Source organism: Pseudomonas abietaniphila, from assembly GCF_900100795.1.
In the GTDB taxonomy this organism is placed as follows: domain Bacteria; phylum Pseudomonadota; class Gammaproteobacteria; order Pseudomonadales; family Pseudomonadaceae; genus Aquipseudomonas; species Aquipseudomonas abietaniphila.
On record NZ_FNCO01000007.1, the window covers coordinates 202,960 to 218,660 of the forward strand.

The window sequence follows — 15,701 nt, forward strand, 5'->3', positions numbered from 1 at the left end:
CTTCCACGGCCTTCAACCAAGCGCAGCCCGTCCACTATCCCAATGCGCCCACCACGGCACTGACGATGCGCTCCACATCCGCTTCATCAATGATTAACGGCGGTAGCAGGCGGATAGTGTGCCCGCGGGTAACGTTGATCAGCACACCGTGTTCCTGAGCGGCGGTCAGGCACAGGTCACGAATGGGCCGGCTCAGCTCGATGCCGACCATCAAACCCAACCCGCGAATCTGCAAAACATCAGGATGCCCGGCCAGCGCCTCACGCAGACGTGCCAGCAGCCGTTCGCCCTGCCCGGCCGCGTTGTTCAACAGACCTTGCTGCTCGACGATATCCAGCACGGTGCAGCCCACCCGGCACGCCAGCGGATTGCCGCCGAAGGTGCTGCCATGACTGCCCGGCGTGAACAACCTCGCCACGGCGGCGGACGCCAGGCAGGCGCCAATCGGGATGCCGTTGCCCAGCGCTTTGGCCAGGGTCATGACGTCCGGCACGATGCCTTCGTGCTGGAAGGCAAACCAGCGCCCGGTACGGCCAATGCCGGTCTGGATTTCATCAAGGATCATCAACCAGCCGTTCTGGCTGCAGTGCGCCCGCACGGCTTTCAGATAACCCGGTGGCGGCAGCGTGACGCCGCCCTCCCCTTGAACCGGCTCGAGCATCACCGCGACGATGCGCTCGCCGTAGGTCCGTGCGGCCTGTTTGATCGCGTCCATGTCGCCAAACGGCACTTTGACGAACTCCCCGGACATCGGCTGATACCCCAAGCGCACCGCGCCATTGTCGCTCGCCGACAAAGTACCCAGCGTGCGCCCATGAAAGGCGTTTTCCATCACCAGCACCAGCGGTTGCTCAATGCCCTTGGCCCAGCCATACAACCGGGCCAGCTTGAGCGCCGTCTCGTTGGCTTCAGCGCCCGAGTTGTTGAAGAACACCTGTTCCAGCCCGGACAGCCGCGTGAGTTTCGCGGCGAGCCGTTGTTGCCAGTCAATGCGGTAATGATTGGAGGTGTGCAGCAGCAAACCGGCCTGTTCGCTGATCGCCGAGACGATCCACGGGTGACTGTGGCCGACATTGGTCACCGCCACGCCCGCCACGGCGTCCAGATAATGACGACCGCTGTCGTCCCAGAGTCGCGCGCCCTCACCTCTGACGAAGCTCAACGGCAGGGGTTTGTAAGTGTTCATCAGGCAGGCGGCGGTCATGTCCATTGCTCCATCACGGTTTAGTGAGGCCAGTATCGTTAACCCGATTTGTTGTATAAAGACCGCCTTCCTTGAGTCACTTTAAAGCAGGGCTTGATAATGGATGTGCTTCAGGCGATGAACGTATTCGTTAACGTGGTCGAGAGCGGCAGCATGACGGCGGCGGCGCGGCAGTGCGAAATGTCCACCACAATGGTTGGCAATCACTTGAAAGCGCTGGAGCAACGACTCGGGGTCAGCCTGTTGCAGCGTACGACCCGGCGACAGAACCTCACGGAATTCGGTGTTCAGTACTACCGTCGGTGCGTCGAGGTGCTGGGCTTGGTGGCAGATTCCGAACGCATGGCCGAACACCTGCAGACCGAGCCCAGCGGCACCTTGCGCATCACCGCACCGCCTGCGTTCGGTGCCGAACGCTTGTCGCCGATGCTCAGCGATTTCGTCTTGCGCTACCCGGAGATCAAGGTCGAGGTGGTGCTGAGTAACCAGTCGATGGACCTGGTGGAGCACGGGTTCGACGCCGCCATTCGCCTGGGCATTCCCGAATCGTCTGCGCTGATCGCACGCCCGCTGAATGACTACACGCTGACCATCTGCGCCTCCAAGGCTTACCTCGAACGGCGCGGAACGCCCCTGACGGCAGACGACCTGAGCGCCCACAGCTGCCTCTCGTTCGCTTACCCGGCCGGTGACGACTGGCGAGCAGCCGAAAAGCTATGGAAACTCACCGGCCCTGAAGGCGTGATCGAAATCCCGGTGTCCGGACCCATGATCGTCAACAGCACGCCGGCGCTGCGCCAGGCCGCGCTGGCCGGCATGGGCGTGACGATGCTGCCGGACGTACTGATCAGCGAAGACCTGCAGAGCGGCAGGCTGGTGCCGCTGCTACAAGGATATCAACCGCCGAGTCGCCCGCTGTGGCTAATGTACCCGCAGGACCGCTACCGCCTGCCCAAGGTCAGGCATTTTGTGGAATGTGCGTTGGCGGCATGGGGGAAATGAACCGACGACCCGAGTGAACACCACCGCACAGCGCTGCACTGGCCCGGTTACTCGGCAACGGCGATCAGGTCCATCTCCACCGTGGCATTCTTCGGCAACTGATACACCCCGACCGAGCTGCGGGTATGCGCGCCCGCCTCACCGAACACGAAAAACAACAACTCGGACGCACCATCGGCCACTTCGCTCTGCTGAGTAAAGCTGTCGGTGCATTGCACGAACAGGGTCATGCGCAGCACGCGCCTGACCTTGTCGAGACTGCCCAGGCTGCGCTGCAGCAACGCGATGGCGCGCAAGGCGCTGATTTTCGCGCCCAATTGCGCCTGTTCCAGCGTGACATCGGCACCGGCCCGCCCCGTGACGACCACCGTGTCGCCCACACGGGGAATTTGCCCACTGATGTAGATCTGATCCTCATGACGGACCAGCGGCACGTAATTGCCGCCAATCTTGATCTCGCCCTCGAAGTCATGACCCAACTGCTCACACGCCTGTTTGAAGCGCACATCACACGACATTGTCAGTCCCTGTTGTTCGAAGGTGGTGGGTGTCCCGCGCCCGAATCATAAACCCACACGGCCCGGCGTGGGCGCTGCCGTGCCCTATCAGGAGTTCCCGGGATCGCAATTGATAACGGGCATGTCGGGTATCGACAGAGAGAAATAGTGTGAAAAGCCCTGCGTCGATACAGTCATTACATCCTTCATTAAATGAGTCGAGGTTGGAAATGTCCCGCGCCATCAAATTTCACCGCTTCGGCAAAGCCGATGTGCTCAGCTGCGAGGAGCAACCTGACCGCTTGCCGGGTCCACAGGAAGTGCTGGTTCGTGCCGAAGCCATCGGCATCAGCTGGGACGATGTGTTGTGGCGGCAGAACCTTGCCCTGACCAACGTCCAGTTGCCTGCGGGTATCGGCAGCGAAATGGCCGGCATCGTCGAAGCCGTCGGCAGCGACGTGACCGATCTGAAAGTGGGCGATAAAGTCGCCAGCTTCAAGGCCATGAGCGCCAACGATTATCCGGTGTGCGGCGACCATGTATTGGTCCCTCGCAACGCATTGACGCGCTATCCCGACGCCCTGACCCCGATTGAGGCCAGCGTTCACTACACGCCAATGCTGCTGGCGTACTTCGCCTTCGTCGACCTGGCCAAGGTGCAACCCGGCCAGACCGTGCTGGTGACCGATGCGGCCTACAGTCCCGGTATTGCTTTTGTGCAATTGGGCAAGGCGCTGGGCCTGCGTGTCATCGCGGCGACCCAACATGCAGAGGACCGCGAGTACCTCCTGGCCAATGGCGCCGAGCGGGTGATCGTGACCGAAGAAGACGATATTTGCTTGCGCATCGAAGCACTGACCAAAGGTCAAGGCATCGAGGCGGTGTTCGACGGCTTCGGCGGCATGCAGATGTCGATGCTCGGCGACGTCCTCGCTCCACGCGGCAGCCTCGTGTTGTACGGCTTGCGCGGCGGTAACAAGACGCCGTTCCCGGCATTGCAGGCTTTCCGCAAGAACATGCGTTTCTTCGTGCATTGCCTGGAGAACTTCACCGGCAAACCTGAGCTGGGTATCGAACAGGACGGGCCTGCAATGAAGCGCGCGCTGGACACCATCAATGAACTGACCGTTCAGGGCCTGCTCAAGCCGGACATCCATCGCACCTGGCCATTCGAGCAATACGGCAAGGCGCATAACCATCTGGACGATGATCCGGTCCGGGGTCGCGTGGTGCTGAGGGTGCGCTGAACAACAGCAGGCACCTCCCCCCCGCGCGGCCGCGCCCTGCTGCCGAGCGGTCTCCATCACGTATGGGCGTTTACTGAAGTTGAGGGTAAACGCCAGAAGAACGTCGCTTCCCCTTCCTCCGACTCCCTTTGCTTTGATTCCCTGCCGACCTGACACAGGTCATCGTTTGGCCCGAACTCGGCTGCGCCGTCCGCCGGTCTGCCGTGAATTCGCTCAGACTCTCTTGATCAGCAACGTGTGATCAACCCCTGGCGGGCAATGCGCGTGAGGTGACGAATCACCGCGTCAGCATGCTCGGCGCAAGGCGCCTGAACCACGGCCAGGTCAAACTGGTCATGGGAGAAGCGTTCAAGGGATTCGTTGGCGTCGATGAACTGGATGAGAAACGCGTGGGGGCCGTTCTGGCGACGGGGCCAGCCATCGAGGTATCGCAACAGCGTGGGCTGATGGGCACCGCCCAGCAGGATTTTCGGATTACGGCGATTGAATTGACTGGCGATAGGCGCCAGACGAACGAGGGGGCGCAGATTGGATTGGGTGCTCATGGTGTGTTTTCTCGGCCTCAGTGTTCCGCTGGGCAGCGGTGAGAGGCAACACCGAACCAGCGCTTTAGCGGTATTTCGACGGCGTATTCACGACATCAGGCGCCCCGCAAGTAGCTGTTTAAATCGGCGCATGAGCGGCATCCTAGAGAAGCGGCTTGGGGATTGTCAATTGGCGGTGGGTGGCGATTCCCGGATTCAGGGATAAAAAGCGTGCTGCGCGTCACCTCCACCCAGCCGGGACCCGAGTCGCATCTGATGTCAGTTGGACTGCTCCAGCATCAAGAGCCACGGCCAGGCAAACAGTGAGCCACGTGGCTGCCCTGATTTTGACCGCAGGGCGTAGGAGCGACCGGCGGTGGCGTTCCACCTTGCCCGCGATCTGCTGCGAAGTAGTAGTAAGGCCAAACACCTCGGCAGTGTCAGGTAAACCGCACACACAGGATTTGCTGCCGGTTCCCGGCAGATCTCGGGCAAGCGCGCTCCTACAATAAAAAGTGGGGTGCGGACGACCGATGCACGACCCAAGAAAGCGAAGAGCGTTAGCTCCAGCCCGCATCGCTCTTGTACGCGATAGCCCAGACACCACAAAACGCGACTTGGGTGCAGGCTGAACGCAGGTGGCACAGGTCTGGCGCGAGCCAGGCCCCATCAGCGACAACACAGGCAACCGATATCCACCGCCAACCGCAACACAAAAAAGCACCCATAAAAAATCCCGATCTAAAAAGACCGGGATTCTTCAACAAACCGCTAACCGTTACTTGCTGGCAATCAAACGATCCAGCGACACCCGACCGGCACCCTCGATCAACACCGCAATCGCAGCACCCAACAAGGCCAGACCAAACTCAAAACCGTTATTGGCCATGAACAAACCGTTGTGAATGTGGACCGAAAGAATCGCCACCACCAGCATCACGATCAGCACCACCGCCGCAGGGCGTGCAAGCAAACCGAGGAACAACGCCAAGCCGCCGAAAAACTCCGCACTGCCCGACAACAACGCCATCAGGTAACCCGGATTCAACCCCAGACTGGCCATGTACTGGCCCGTTCCTTCGAGACCATAGCCGCCAAACATACCGAACAGCTTCTGGCTGCCGTGAGCCATGAAAATGATGCCAACGATAATGCGCAGAACGGCGATGCCATAACCGGCGCGAGTGGAGAACAGCGATTTAAGAGAAGCGTTCATGGCGTTTAATTCCATTTGGTATGAAGGATTGGCGCCATGATAATCGAATCAATAAATATGAAAATCGCAAAAAGCGCGTCACAAGCATCGATTTAATCGATTAGTCTCTGATCGCCACCTTCCGTGAGGATGGACTCTCCAGCGAACTGCGCTCCTGGTCATAGGCCAGGTAGTACTTGTTCACACTGTTAACGTAGCTCACGACGTTCATCCCCACCTGTTCCATCGCCACGCGCTCGACCTGAAAGAACCATTGATTGGGGTTCAAACCCTGACGCTTGGCCTCGGTGCGCATGGCTTGCACCCGCTCAGGCCCCAGGTTGTAAGCGGCGAGCGTAAACGCCATCCGCTCCCGTTCGTTGATTTTCGGACTGGCAAAGAACTTGCGGCGGATCATGGCCAGGTATTTGCTCGCGGCCTGCACGTTGCCATCGACATCATGGATATTGTCGACGCCCACCCGCTGCGCCGCCGACGGGGTAATCTGCAGCAGCCCCGTTGCGCCGCTGCCGCCCTTCGCCACCGGGTTAAGCGCTGACTCCTTGAACGCCAGCGCGGCGAGGTCAAGCCAGTCCATCTTCTGTGCATCGGCGTGACGTTGCAGGGTCGGGCGGAGTTTTTCCAGACGCTGGCGGTCTTCGCGGGCCAACGGGTAATGAACGCGGTAAAGGTCCTTGTAGGCTTTCTGGAACGCCACATCCTGATTCGCTGGCGGTTCGTAGGTCTCCAGGAAGCGGTCAACCGTGGCATGCAGCATCACGGCATCCTTGCGCACGTACCAGTTCATGTCGCCGGGATCGCTCAAGGCCACCGAACGGTCAATCCGCAGCTTGGGCATGACCCGCGCCCACCGCTCGGCAATCGGCCGCTCAACCACGGTCAGGTGATAGATACCCGCCTCAACCATCTCCAACACATCTTCGACGGCAAGACTGGGGTCAACCCATTCGATCTTCACCGGCGGCAATTTGCGCAATGCCAGTTTCTGGTTGAGTTGCACAATGGCCTCGTCAGCCGCGCTGCCATTGGCGAGCATCAGCGTGCGGCCCGAGAGTTGTTCCGGGTGTTTGAAACTGCGCTCGCCACGCACCCCGACCACCACCAGCGGCACATGACTGACCACCGGCTCGGTGGCATCGACATAGTGCGCGGCACTGGCATCGAGCAGTTCGCCGGGCGCGACCATGTCGCCTTCCCCGCGTTGCAGCGCGGCAAGCAGTTGGTCCTTGGCTTTGGGAATCAGTTTGATCGAGACTTTCTGGCCGTCTCTGGCATGGCCATTGAGGTATTTCTCGAACGCTTGCAGACGGCGGTACTCCACGCCGATGGGCTCACCCTGCACTTCGCCGGAACTGTTGCGGCTCTGGTTGACCAACACGCGAAGCACTTTGCTGCTGCGAATGGCCGCAAGGTCACGAATCTGGGTTTTCTTGATGATGACCGGAGGTCCGACGGGACGTGCGCTGGCGTGGGTGGGGACCAGCAACAGGCACAACAACGAGATCAGAGAGGCTCGGATCATTGACGCTCCGGGAAAATGCCGAAAAAACGGGCTTGAAGTCTGTGTTGGGCAGTCGCACGTGCCGCAGACGGGTTCTGCAGCCAACAACATCACAGGGATCTAATAATTATAAGCAGTTGAGACTGCTTGTTTTTTTATCGCTTCAATCGCTCTGGTATTCTTCTCGGCCTCCGGCCTGAGGTGCACCATGCAACTAATCGACATCGGCGTCAACCTGACCAACCCAAGCTTCGCCGCCAAAGAGCGGGAGGTTCTCGACCGGGCCTACGCCGCGGGCGTGGCTCAATTGATCCTTACCGGCACCAGCGTCGACAGCAGCGAACAGGCGCTGCAGATGTGCCGTCAACTCGACGAAAGCGGCCAGCGGTTGTTCAGCACCGCCGGGGTTCACCCCCATTCGGCGAGCGATTGGACCCCTGAGACCGAAAAACAGTTGCATGCCCTGTTAAAAGAAAACTCCGTGTGTGCCGTCGGCGAATGCGGGCTGGATTTCAACCGCGATTTCTCGCCCCGCCCGCAACAGGAAAAGGTTCTGGAAGCGCACCTGGCCCTTGCGGTCGCCTTGCAGTTGCCCGTGTTCCTGCACGAACGCGATGCCGATCAACGGCTGCTGGCGATCCTGCGGGACTATCGGGATCAATTGCCGGCGGCGGTGGTGCACTGCTTCACCGGAGAAAAGCGCGCGCTGTTCAGTTACCTCGACATGGACCTGCACATTGGTATCACCGGCTGGATCTGCGACGAGCGCCGAGGCACTCACTTGCACCCGCTGGTGCGCGACATCCCCCGTGGCCGTTTGATGCTGGAAAGCGATGCGCCTTACCTCCTGCCCCGCAGCCTGCGACCCAAACCGAAAAACGGCCGCAATGAGCCTGCTTACCTTCCCGAAGTACTGCGCGAAGTCGCACTGCATCGCGGGGAAACCGAAGCCGACGTCGCCGCTCATACCACGGCATGTGCGCGCGCGTTCTTCTCTCTGCCGGCGCTCGAGCTGAGTGCAGGTGTTGATCCAGATCAACACCGTTGACCTGCTGCACTGGGAAAATGCTGGCACCTTGCCTTGCCACGCGTCATCACCGACACGTGCAACTCACAGAAGAGCTTTCTCATGGGCCGCTGGTTGAGCAACACCTCGCTGAAATACAAGTTCTGGGCGGTGAACGCAGTCGCGTTCATCACCACCCTGCTGCTGGTGCTTTACGCCCTTCAGATCGAACAACACGCCCGAGCCGCCGACGCTGAAGCGTTCCATCAGGCTCAGCAACACCTGCTGGCTGCATGGCCGGCAGGGCAAGCGCTTCCGAGCCTCCCGCTTCTCGGCGCCCCGCCTTCATTCGACCGACTGCTGGCCGAGCATGCCGGCCATTACGCGATCGCCGTGTGTGTGCTGATGCTCCTGATGCTCGGCGCCTCACAGTTGTTGATCCGCTTCCTGCTGACCCATCTCAATACCCTCAAGGACGTGATGCTGCACGTCGAGCGCAGCGGCGACCTGTCAGCCCGCGTGCCGCTGGCCGGCGAAGACGAAGTCGGGCAAATGGCCAAGGCGTTCAACGCCATGCAGGCGGGTTATCAACGCATCGTCGGTACTGTGGCGCAATCGGCGGCGCGGCTGGATCAAGGCGCGGTGCATCTGGCCTGCGGCATGAGTGATGTGCGCCAGGGCATGTTGGGGCAGCAGAGCGAAACCGACCAGGTCGCCACGGCCATCAACGAGATGACCGCCACCGTCTATCACATCGCCCAGCACGCCAGCGCCACCCGTGACCAGTCACAAAACGCCGACACGCTCGCAGGCAGCGGCAAAGAGGTCGTGGACCGGGTGCAGGCGTCGATCTCGGGGCTGTCCAATGGCGTGCAGCAGACGGCGGGCATGATCCAGCGCCTTGCCGAGGACAGCCAGAAGATCAACAGCGTGGTCAGCGTGATTCACAGCATCGCCGAACAAACCAACCTGCTGGCGCTCAACGCCGCCATCGAAGCGGCACGGGCCGGAGAAATGGGCCGTGGATTCGCGGTGGTCGCCGATGAGGTGCGCAACCTGGCTAGACGCGTGCAAACCTCGACCGACGAAATCACGACCATGGTGTCGGACCTGCAGGCCGGCACGCGCGATGCCGTGGACTTCATGCAGGAGAGTTCGTACAAGGCCGACGATTGCGTGCAGCAAGCGCGGGAGGCCGGGGAAGCGTTGACGGCAATCACCGAAGCCGTCGCGCAAATGCGTGAGAGCAACACCCAGATTGCCGTGGCCGCGCAGCAACAAAGTCAGGTGGCTGAAGAAATGAACCGCGCGGTGGTCAGCATCCGCGACGTGACGGAACGTACGGTGCGCCAGACCGTCGACTCGGCCAGCACCAGCGATGAACTGGCGACGCTGGCGGGTGAATTGAATACGGCCATCGGGCAGTTGAAGGTGACGGGATAGATCTGCGCAGTGCGACGTCTTCGACCTATTACCTTTCCCACGTGTTGGCTATCACACCGATAGCAAACCTCGATTCGCCGTCTGATGGCAGCGGGCCTATTCTGAATCCATCGAAAACGGTTCTTATTCAGGCTTTACGAGGTCACCATCATGCCCAAGTTCATTACCAACCTGCACCTTGAACACTTCTTCACGGCCGCCAACACATCCGGCCTGCCGTCCAATCTGGTGCTGTCGTCCCTGGCGTTCCCGCTGTCGATTGTGTCGGGGCTGCTCTTGCTGGACGGTGCTCTGAGTGCCAGCGTGACATCTGCCGCGATTGGCGTGCTGGGTCTGGTCGCTGCGCAGGCCATCAAAACCCGAGGCCAGTAAGGTCTCGGGCGTTGCGTATCTGTGCTCTAGCGCTGCCGGTGCAATGCCGCTGCGTTCAACCGAACACCGTCACCGTCTGACGGCTGATAGCAACCAACTCCCCTTTCGGCGTCCAGAGTCCGGCTGCTACGTGGCCGTAACCGTCGCGCGCGTGCTCGATCACCGCCTTGTACTGCGTCCAGTCACGGGTCGTCAGCTCAGGTAACGGCTGCACAAACTCGATGGTCCAGGTCAGTGAACTGCCCGGCGCCGGTTTATTGAGGTGCGGCAACACCGCAGGCGGCCAGCTGTCGACGAGCGCGAGCAGGTGCGCCTCGGTCAGTTTCTCCTCCTCGACATCCTTCAAACGCGCGTAGCCACCAATGGCCGGCGACTTCGTGTGGGTGTACGGCAGACCGCCCAATGCCCAGCGCATGTCGATGAAACGCAGGTATTCAGGCATCACCCCGGAAATGAACGGGAATGCCTGGACATCCTCCACGGGTTTGAGCGCCGGCGCAGGTTCGGCTTCAACCGCAATCATCGATTCACGAGGGGCGCCGAAACTGCCCTGAATCAATGTCACGGTTTCGCCGTTCTGCACGGCGCGTCCCAGCACCTGACTGACCGCTTTGCCCTCGCGCAGGATTTCGACCTCGAATGAAATCGGCGTATCGATCGCCGCAGGACCGACAAAACAGATCGCCAGTGAGCGAACCGGCCGATCAACCGGCACTTTGGCGCGCATGGCCTCGAACTGCAGCGCCGCGATCAGTCCCCCGAAGCACGAACGGCCCTGAGACCACGATGCGGGAATGGTCACCGACTGCGGGTGATCGCGAACGGCGTCGAGCAATTGGGAGAATGTCATGCGCACTCCATGTGGCAGCCAACGAATCGGTGGGTGAAGTGCAGGATCTTATCGAGGCACCGGCCACAGGACAGCGCTCATATGCGCCAATCCTGCGGCCTGATCGGGATCAATGTGCGGGCGCATCACCAAAGCAGGCGTGAAACAGCCGCTCCAGCGCTTTGTCGGACTTCTCCTCGGCGCGCAGAATCCCCAGCTCCCAACCGGCGACACAGGGCGCCAGATCGGCTTGCTGCCCAGCCTGCGCCAACCATTGCAGATGGTCGTGCCAGTCACCCAGCGCGCCTTGTGCCGACTTGAGCCGCTTCTGCATGCCTTGCGGCTGGTGGCTCAGCTCCGGATACGCTTCGGCGGCATACCGGACACGTTTGATCAACAACCGCAGACGGTGCCGATCATGGGCGGGATCGGCCATGGCTTCACGCAGGGTCTTCCACTGCTTGTCCATGCGCTTTTCGATGCGTTGGCGCAGCTTCTTCAGCAGACCATGGCGCTGTTGCGCACGCAGAAACGACGGGAGCTGGTCCAGCACCCCGAACAAGCGGTTGAGCTCAGCCGAGCTGGCGACCCGCGGGCAGGCTGACGCGAGGTGCTTTTCGCGTTTGACGGCAGCCTGATCCATGCCCTGCTCGCGCAGGTACGCGGCCAGCACTTGCATGTCGCGCAGGGGCGTCGTGAGGTCACCCACCCCTTTGGCGGCCTCCTCGACCTGCTCCATGCCGGGCAACCCGCGCAGCGGCCGAAGCACGCTGCGCAGACGCCGGACCGTGGTGCGCAGATCATGCAGCGCCTCACTGTCCGTGGAGGCGACCAGGCGAGCATGACACGCCAGCAACTTGATGTTGAGGCTGAGAATCTCGGCGATCAGATGATCGACCATGGTAGACATGAGGCACTCCTATTGTCTGTTAAGGCTGCCTGTCCTTCACGGCGGACAGGCGCCAGGGCAAGCTGCGACGCAGGTACTTCAAACGTCGACGCAATTGGGCGACCGAACCGCAAACGCCAGCATAACGTTGCGCTTCGAACTCGCGGGCAAATCCTTCAATGGCGTCCGCGTGCATCGGGAAGCGCCGGGCCGCGCGGGCTGCGAACGCTTGCGCACCTTCACCCTGTTGACGTCTGAGACCGTGGCGCGCCAGCAGTCGTTCGAACGCGTTGAACAAACGGAGCTGCGAATCGCTTTCCCGTCGCCACGGTTTGAACAGCCACAACGCAATTAACCCGAGGATAACCACGGCGCCACCGACGAAGGCCGGCGTCTCGAAACCGGAGAACCAGCGGCCCAGCACCTGCAGTTGTTGCTGGCCCTGATAACCGAGGACCCAGCGCTGCCAGCCGTAATTGAGGTTGTCCCAACTCAAGCGAATCGAATTGAGCCAGGCCAGATGCCGATACCGCAGCGCCGACATCGGTGAGTCCGCGAGAAAATCTTCATCGGCGGCCAGTGCCTGCTCCAGACCCTGCTCGATCCGCGCGGGTGCCACAGCGGCCGTTGGATCGACGCTGCGCCAGCCAATGCCCGCCTGCCAGTATTCCACCCAGGCGTGAGCGTCGAACTGGCGCACGCTGATGTAGTTGCCATCCGGGTTCAGCTCGCCGCCCTGATAACCGGCTACCACGCGTGCGGGAATACCTGCGGCCCGCAGCACGTAGGTCATCGCGCCTGCGTAATGGGCGCAGAACCCGGCGCGGCTGCCGAACAGAAAGTCATCGATGCTGTTGGGACCCAGCGCCGGCGGTTTGAGGGTGTAGTGGAAAGGCTGCTCGGTGAAATAAGACAACAGCGCGTCCACCAGCGCGTCGGGTTTACCGTAGCGGCGATGCAGATCGGCGGCGAACTCGCGCGTTTCGGGGTTGCCCTTGGCCGGCAGTTGCAGATTCTGCATCCGCCCGCCATCGCTGAGGACGGTTTCCCGCACGGCATCCGGCCACGAATTGACGTTGTAAAGCATCGACTGCTCGATCGGGCGTCGGCGCTGCCAGCGAAAATCGCTCATCTGACGAACGCCGGCCAGTTCGACGTCACCGACGTCCAGAGCCATCAGCCATGGCTTGCCGGTCGGCTCCATGACGATGCTGTAACTGAGCTTTTCGCCTTCCCTGTGCCAGTCAGGCGCATCCGGCACCTGCGCGCGTGAGGATTGCGACCAACGCCGGCCGTCGAACTGTTCCAGGGTCAGGCCACGCCAGTACTGTTGATTGCGCGGCGGCGTGGGCCCCTCGAAACTGGCCCTGAACACCAGGGACGCAGACTTGCTCAGTTCGGCGATGTCGCCCGGCGCCATGCTGTCGGACAACCCCGTCAGCGCCTTGTTACTGGGTTGCGGTAGCGACCACAAGGGATCCAGGCGCGGAAAGAACAGAAACAACAGCAGCATCAGCGGCACCGCTTGCACCAGCAGCTTGACCGCCAGCATCAAGGTGCTCGCAGGTTTGCTGGACACCGCCGATTGCTGCAGCCCGATCAACGCGGCGAGCAAGGTCGCAATCGGCAGCAGCGTGAACAGCCCCCAGAGCATCGCGTCCTCGAACAAATAGCCCACGGCAACGCAAAAGAACCCGAGGAAAATCAACACCAGCGCGTCGCGCCGGGTCTGCATCTCCAGCATCTTCAGGATGAACGCGGCGATCAGCAGCGCCGCCCCGGCATCCAGCCCGACCAGACTGCCCCGCGCGAGAAAGATCCCGCCCGCGGTGCCCACCAGCAAACCCGACTTGACCCAAGTGCCCGGCATCCGCACGCGCATACGGAAGATCTGGATGCGCCAGAACGTGCAGGCCAGCCACAAGACGATCAGGGAAACAGGGATGTGCAGCGCGAACGGCACGATGACCAGTGCCTGGGCAATCAACAGCCAGTTCAGGCTGACACGCGGAATAGGCTGGGCAAGATGAGCCGATGTCATGACCGTCCCACCTTCATGCCCGCACGCCGTACAGAGCCAACTGCCGCAAACACGCTTCCCGGTGCGCGTCACCGCTGTCCACCGCCGACAAAAAACCCGGCAGGCGCAAGGCAAACGGTTGCTGGCGCTGAGACAATTCGAGCACCCAGTAACACAGGCGCGACAGTCGCTCTTCGATGTCGCCGCCCAACGCCATGAAATCCAGGCACAAGTCGTGGCCGCTGAGGTCGGTGAACTCCTTGACCATCAGCCCTTGCCCGCGCGACCAGGCTTTCCAGTGCATACGGCGCATCGAATCGCCTGGCTGCCACAGGCGCAGCCCCTGGTAATCATCGACGCCCTGCCCCCGCGTGGCCTGACCGTCGTCTTCGGCATGGGGCTGTACACCTTGCAGCAATGGCATGCTGCCCGGCACCGGGCGCGGATAGATCAGCACCGTCTGCTCCAGATCCAGCCAGCTCCAGGCGCGAAAAATGCCTAAGGGGAACACGCTTTCGACCCGCAAACGCGGCGCCCGCAACCAACCCCGATTCACGGCGGGCAAGGTCAACGCAACTTCGACCTGACGCGCTGGCTCGACGTCGGTCTGTTCCAGCTGCTCGCTGTCCCAACCCAGCGCGATGGCCTGATGACCGCTCGAACTGCTCTCCAGACGCAGGCGCAATTGCACCGGCTCCCCGACGAACACCGAGCGGGCATTGCTGGCGCTGAGGATCAGGCCGCTGAAGTTGCGATAGGTGTGCAGAATCGCGAGGATCCCCACCGAGACCATGAGGAAGGTCAGGCCATAGGCCAGGCTGTTCTGGTAATTAATTGACACCAACAACAGTAAAAACAGCACCAGCGCGTACGTGCCGCCGACCCGGGTCGGCAGTATGAAGATTCGGCGGTGATCGAGCTCGATCCGCGACGCCGGGGGAATACGACGTCCCACCCAGCGCTGCCAGACCGGTTTGAACTGTGGCATCAAAGCACCGGCACCTCACGCAGCAGCCATTGAACCAACGCCCCGCCGCCGTGCCCGGTCGGATCGGAACGCTCGCGCAGACGATGACCGATCACGGCCGGCAAAATCGCCTGAACGTCTTCAGGTATCACGTAATCACGCCCGGCCAGCAACGCCCAGGCCCGCGCCGCCGACAGAATCGCCAGGCTTGCCCTGGGCGACAAGCCATAGGCAAATTGTGGCTGGCTGCGCGTGGCATCGACCAGCCGCAGCACATAATCCACCAGCGCGTCGCTCGCCCTTACCCGGCGCGCCTCTCCCTGCAGGGCCGCCAGTTCAGTGTGGTCGAGAATCGGCTCGATGCGCGGCAATAACTCGCGCCGCGATTCGCCCAGCAGCAAGGCTTTCTCCGCCGAGCGCGCCGGGTAGCCCAGTGACAATCGCATCAGAAAACGGTCCAGTTGCGACTCGGGCAGGGCAAACGTACCGCCCTGGCTGAACGGGTTTTGCGTGGCGATGACAAAAAAGGGATCGGGCAACATGCGGGTTGCACCCTCGATGGTCACCTGCCCCTCTTCCATCGCTTCGAGCAGCGCGCTCTGGCTTTTCGGTGTCGCCCGGTTGATCTCGTCGGCCAACACCAGTTCGGCGAAGATCGGTCCGGGATGAAAGGTGAACTGACCGGTTTCCCGGTCGAAGATCGACGTACCGAGAATATCCCCTGGCAGCAGGTCGGAGGTGAATTGAATCCGCTGAAAACTCAATCCCAACACCCGCGCCAGCGTATGACTGAGCGTGGTTTTGCCCATGCCGGGCAAATCTTCGATCAACAGATGCCCCCCGCCCAGCAGACACGTCATGGCCAGACGAACCTGAGGCTCCTTGCCCAGCACCACTTCATTGATCGCGTTTAGACAAGCATCCAGTTTTCTGCCCATTGGAAAGCCTCCCCAGGCGACTGCTCATGGCTAGTAGGACGGCAGA

At 61.4% G+C, this 15,701-nt stretch carries 15 protein-coding genes; 5 read left to right on the plus strand and 10 right to left on the minus strand.

Going from position 1 to position 15,701, the window contains the following annotated elements; genetic code table 11:
* Window positions 1-34 precede the first annotated feature (34 nt).
* Complete coding sequence (locus tag BLS87_RS15505) at window positions 35-1,204, minus strand: aspartate aminotransferase family protein (protein ID WP_074753366.1); 1,170 nt, start codon at window positions 1,202-1,204, stop codon at window positions 35-37.
* Between the two features lie 99 nt (window positions 1,205-1,303).
* Between BLS87_RS15505 and BLS87_RS15510 the strand changes: the two genes are divergently transcribed.
* A complete protein-coding gene (locus BLS87_RS15510) occupies window positions 1,304-2,206 on the plus strand; it encodes a LysR family transcriptional regulator (protein WP_074753367.1) in 903 nt (300 codons plus the stop codon).
* A gap of 47 nt (window positions 2,207-2,253) precedes the next feature.
* On the opposite strand, the gene BLS87_RS15515 is transcribed toward BLS87_RS15510, so the two are convergent.
* Window positions 2,254-2,724 (minus strand): RidA family protein, encoded by a 471-nt coding sequence (locus BLS87_RS15515; RefSeq protein ID WP_074753368.1) that lies wholly within the window; start codon window positions 2,722-2,724, stop codon window positions 2,254-2,256.
* A 209-nt stretch (window positions 2,725-2,933) separates the two neighbouring features.
* Between BLS87_RS15515 and BLS87_RS15520 the strand changes: the two genes are divergently transcribed.
* Window positions 2,934-3,950 (plus strand): zinc-dependent alcohol dehydrogenase family protein, encoded by a 1,017-nt coding sequence (locus BLS87_RS15520; RefSeq protein WP_074753369.1) that lies wholly within the window; start codon window positions 2,934-2,936, stop codon window positions 3,948-3,950.
* Window positions 3,951-4,177: 227 nt separating this feature from the next.
* Here BLS87_RS15520 and BLS87_RS15525 read toward each other — a convergent pair whose 3' ends face one another.
* The 3 genes from BLS87_RS15525 to BLS87_RS15535 form a co-directional block, all read right to left on the minus strand.
* On the minus strand, window positions 4,178-4,495 hold the full coding sequence (locus BLS87_RS15525) for a hypothetical protein (RefSeq protein WP_074753370.1): 318 nt from the start codon (window positions 4,493-4,495) through the stop codon (window positions 4,178-4,180).
* Between the two features lie 757 nt (window positions 4,496-5,252).
* The gene (locus BLS87_RS15530) at window positions 5,253-5,690 is read right to left on the minus strand and encodes a DoxX family protein (protein WP_074753371.1); all 438 of its coding nucleotides are present in this window, start codon (window positions 5,688-5,690) and stop codon (window positions 5,253-5,255) included.
* 100 nt (window positions 5,691-5,790) lie between these two features.
* Window positions 5,791-7,212 carry an MltF family protein gene (locus BLS87_RS15535; protein ID WP_074753372.1) on the minus strand — a complete coding sequence of 474 codons (1,422 nt, stop codon included), beginning with the start codon at window positions 7,210-7,212 and terminating at the stop codon, window positions 5,791-5,793.
* A 187-nt stretch (window positions 7,213-7,399) separates the two neighbouring features.
* On the opposite strand from BLS87_RS15535, the gene BLS87_RS15540 reads away from it, so the two are divergent.
* The 3 genes from BLS87_RS15540 to BLS87_RS15550 all read left to right on the plus strand — a co-directional run bounded on the left by BLS87_RS15540 (window position 7,400) and on the right by BLS87_RS15550 (window position 10,012).
* Window positions 7,400-8,239, plus strand: coding sequence for a TatD family hydrolase (locus tag BLS87_RS15540; RefSeq protein WP_074753373.1), 840 nt, complete (start codon window positions 7,400-7,402; stop codon window positions 8,237-8,239).
* A gap of 81 nt (window positions 8,240-8,320) precedes the next feature.
* Window positions 8,321-9,640, plus strand: coding sequence for a methyl-accepting chemotaxis protein (locus BLS87_RS15545; protein ID WP_074753374.1), 1,320 nt, complete (start codon window positions 8,321-8,323; stop codon window positions 9,638-9,640).
* A 150-nt stretch (window positions 9,641-9,790) separates the two neighbouring features.
* Window positions 9,791-10,012, plus strand: a complete 222-nt coding sequence (locus tag BLS87_RS15550) for a hypothetical protein (RefSeq protein ID WP_074753375.1) — start codon at window positions 9,791-9,793, stop codon at window positions 10,010-10,012.
* A gap of 55 nt (window positions 10,013-10,067) precedes the next feature.
* Here BLS87_RS15550 and BLS87_RS15555 read toward each other — a convergent pair whose 3' ends face one another.
* From BLS87_RS15555 to BLS87_RS15575, 5 genes are all read right to left on the minus strand, one after another.
* The gene (locus BLS87_RS15555) at window positions 10,068-10,862 is read right to left on the minus strand and encodes an acyl-CoA thioesterase (protein ID WP_074753376.1); all 795 of its coding nucleotides are present in this window, start codon (window positions 10,860-10,862) and stop codon (window positions 10,068-10,070) included.
* A gap of 109 nt (window positions 10,863-10,971) precedes the next feature.
* Window positions 10,972-11,751, minus strand: coding sequence for a CHAD domain-containing protein (locus BLS87_RS15560; protein ID WP_074753377.1), 780 nt, complete (start codon window positions 11,749-11,751; stop codon window positions 10,972-10,974).
* Between the two features lie 19 nt (window positions 11,752-11,770).
* Window positions 11,771-13,771 carry a transglutaminase TgpA family protein gene (locus tag BLS87_RS15565; protein ID WP_074753378.1) on the minus strand — a complete coding sequence of 667 codons (2,001 nt, stop codon included), beginning with the start codon at window positions 13,769-13,771 and terminating at the stop codon, window positions 11,771-11,773.
* A gap of 13 nt (window positions 13,772-13,784) precedes the next feature.
* Window positions 13,785-14,738 carry a DUF58 domain-containing protein gene (locus BLS87_RS15570; RefSeq protein WP_083370685.1) on the minus strand — a complete coding sequence of 318 codons (954 nt, stop codon included), beginning with the start codon at window positions 14,736-14,738 and terminating at the stop codon, window positions 13,785-13,787.
* On the minus strand, window positions 14,738-15,655 hold the full coding sequence (locus BLS87_RS15575) for an AAA family ATPase (protein WP_074753380.1): 918 nt from the start codon (window positions 15,653-15,655) through the stop codon (window positions 14,738-14,740). Before BLS87_RS15575 ends, BLS87_RS15570 begins: the two co-directional genes overlap by 1 nt.
* Window positions 15,656-15,701: the final 46 nt, after the last annotated feature.

What these genes read in the sequence shown, in the direction of transcription:
- BLS87_RS15505 (WP_074753366.1), bottom strand. Translation starts at nt 1,204, where the DNA reads ATGACCGCCGCCTGCCTGATGAACACTTACAAACCCCTGCCGTTGAGC.
- BLS87_RS15510 (WP_074753367.1), top strand. Translation starts at nt 1,304, where the DNA reads ATGGATGTGCTTCAGGCGATGAACGTATTCGTTAACGTGGTCGAGAGC.
- BLS87_RS15515 (WP_074753368.1), bottom strand. Translation starts at nt 2,724, where the DNA reads ATGTCGTGTGATGTGCGCTTCAAACAGGCGTGTGAGCAGTTGGGTCAT.
- BLS87_RS15520 (WP_074753369.1), top strand. Translation starts at nt 2,934, where the DNA reads ATGTCCCGCGCCATCAAATTTCACCGCTTCGGCAAAGCCGATGTGCTC.
- BLS87_RS15525 (WP_074753370.1), bottom strand. Translation starts at nt 4,495, where the DNA reads ATGAGCACCCAATCCAATCTGCGCCCCCTCGTTCGTCTGGCGCCTATC.
- BLS87_RS15530 (WP_074753371.1), bottom strand. Translation starts at nt 5,690, where the DNA reads ATGAACGCTTCTCTTAAATCGCTGTTCTCCACTCGCGCCGGTTATGGC.
- BLS87_RS15535 (WP_074753372.1), bottom strand. Translation starts at nt 7,212, where the DNA reads ATGATCCGAGCCTCTCTGATCTCGTTGTTGTGCCTGTTGCTGGTCCCC.
- BLS87_RS15540 (WP_074753373.1), top strand. Translation starts at nt 7,400, where the DNA reads ATGCAACTAATCGACATCGGCGTCAACCTGACCAACCCAAGCTTCGCC.
- BLS87_RS15545 (WP_074753374.1), top strand. Translation starts at nt 8,321, where the DNA reads ATGGGCCGCTGGTTGAGCAACACCTCGCTGAAATACAAGTTCTGGGCG.
- BLS87_RS15550 (WP_074753375.1), top strand. Translation starts at nt 9,791, where the DNA reads ATGCCCAAGTTCATTACCAACCTGCACCTTGAACACTTCTTCACGGCC.
- BLS87_RS15555 (WP_074753376.1), bottom strand. Translation starts at nt 10,862, where the DNA reads ATGACATTCTCCCAATTGCTCGACGCCGTTCGCGATCACCCGCAGTCG.
- BLS87_RS15560 (WP_074753377.1), bottom strand. Translation starts at nt 11,751, where the DNA reads ATGTCTACCATGGTCGATCATCTGATCGCCGAGATTCTCAGCCTCAAC.
- BLS87_RS15565 (WP_074753378.1), bottom strand. Translation starts at nt 13,771, where the DNA reads ATGACATCGGCTCATCTTGCCCAGCCTATTCCGCGTGTCAGCCTGAAC.
- BLS87_RS15570 (WP_083370685.1), bottom strand. Translation starts at nt 14,738, where the DNA reads ATGCCACAGTTCAAACCGGTCTGGCAGCGCTGGGTGGGACGTCGTATT.
- BLS87_RS15575 (WP_074753380.1), bottom strand. Translation starts at nt 15,655, where the DNA reads ATGGGCAGAAAACTGGATGCTTGTCTAAACGCGATCAATGAAGTGGTG.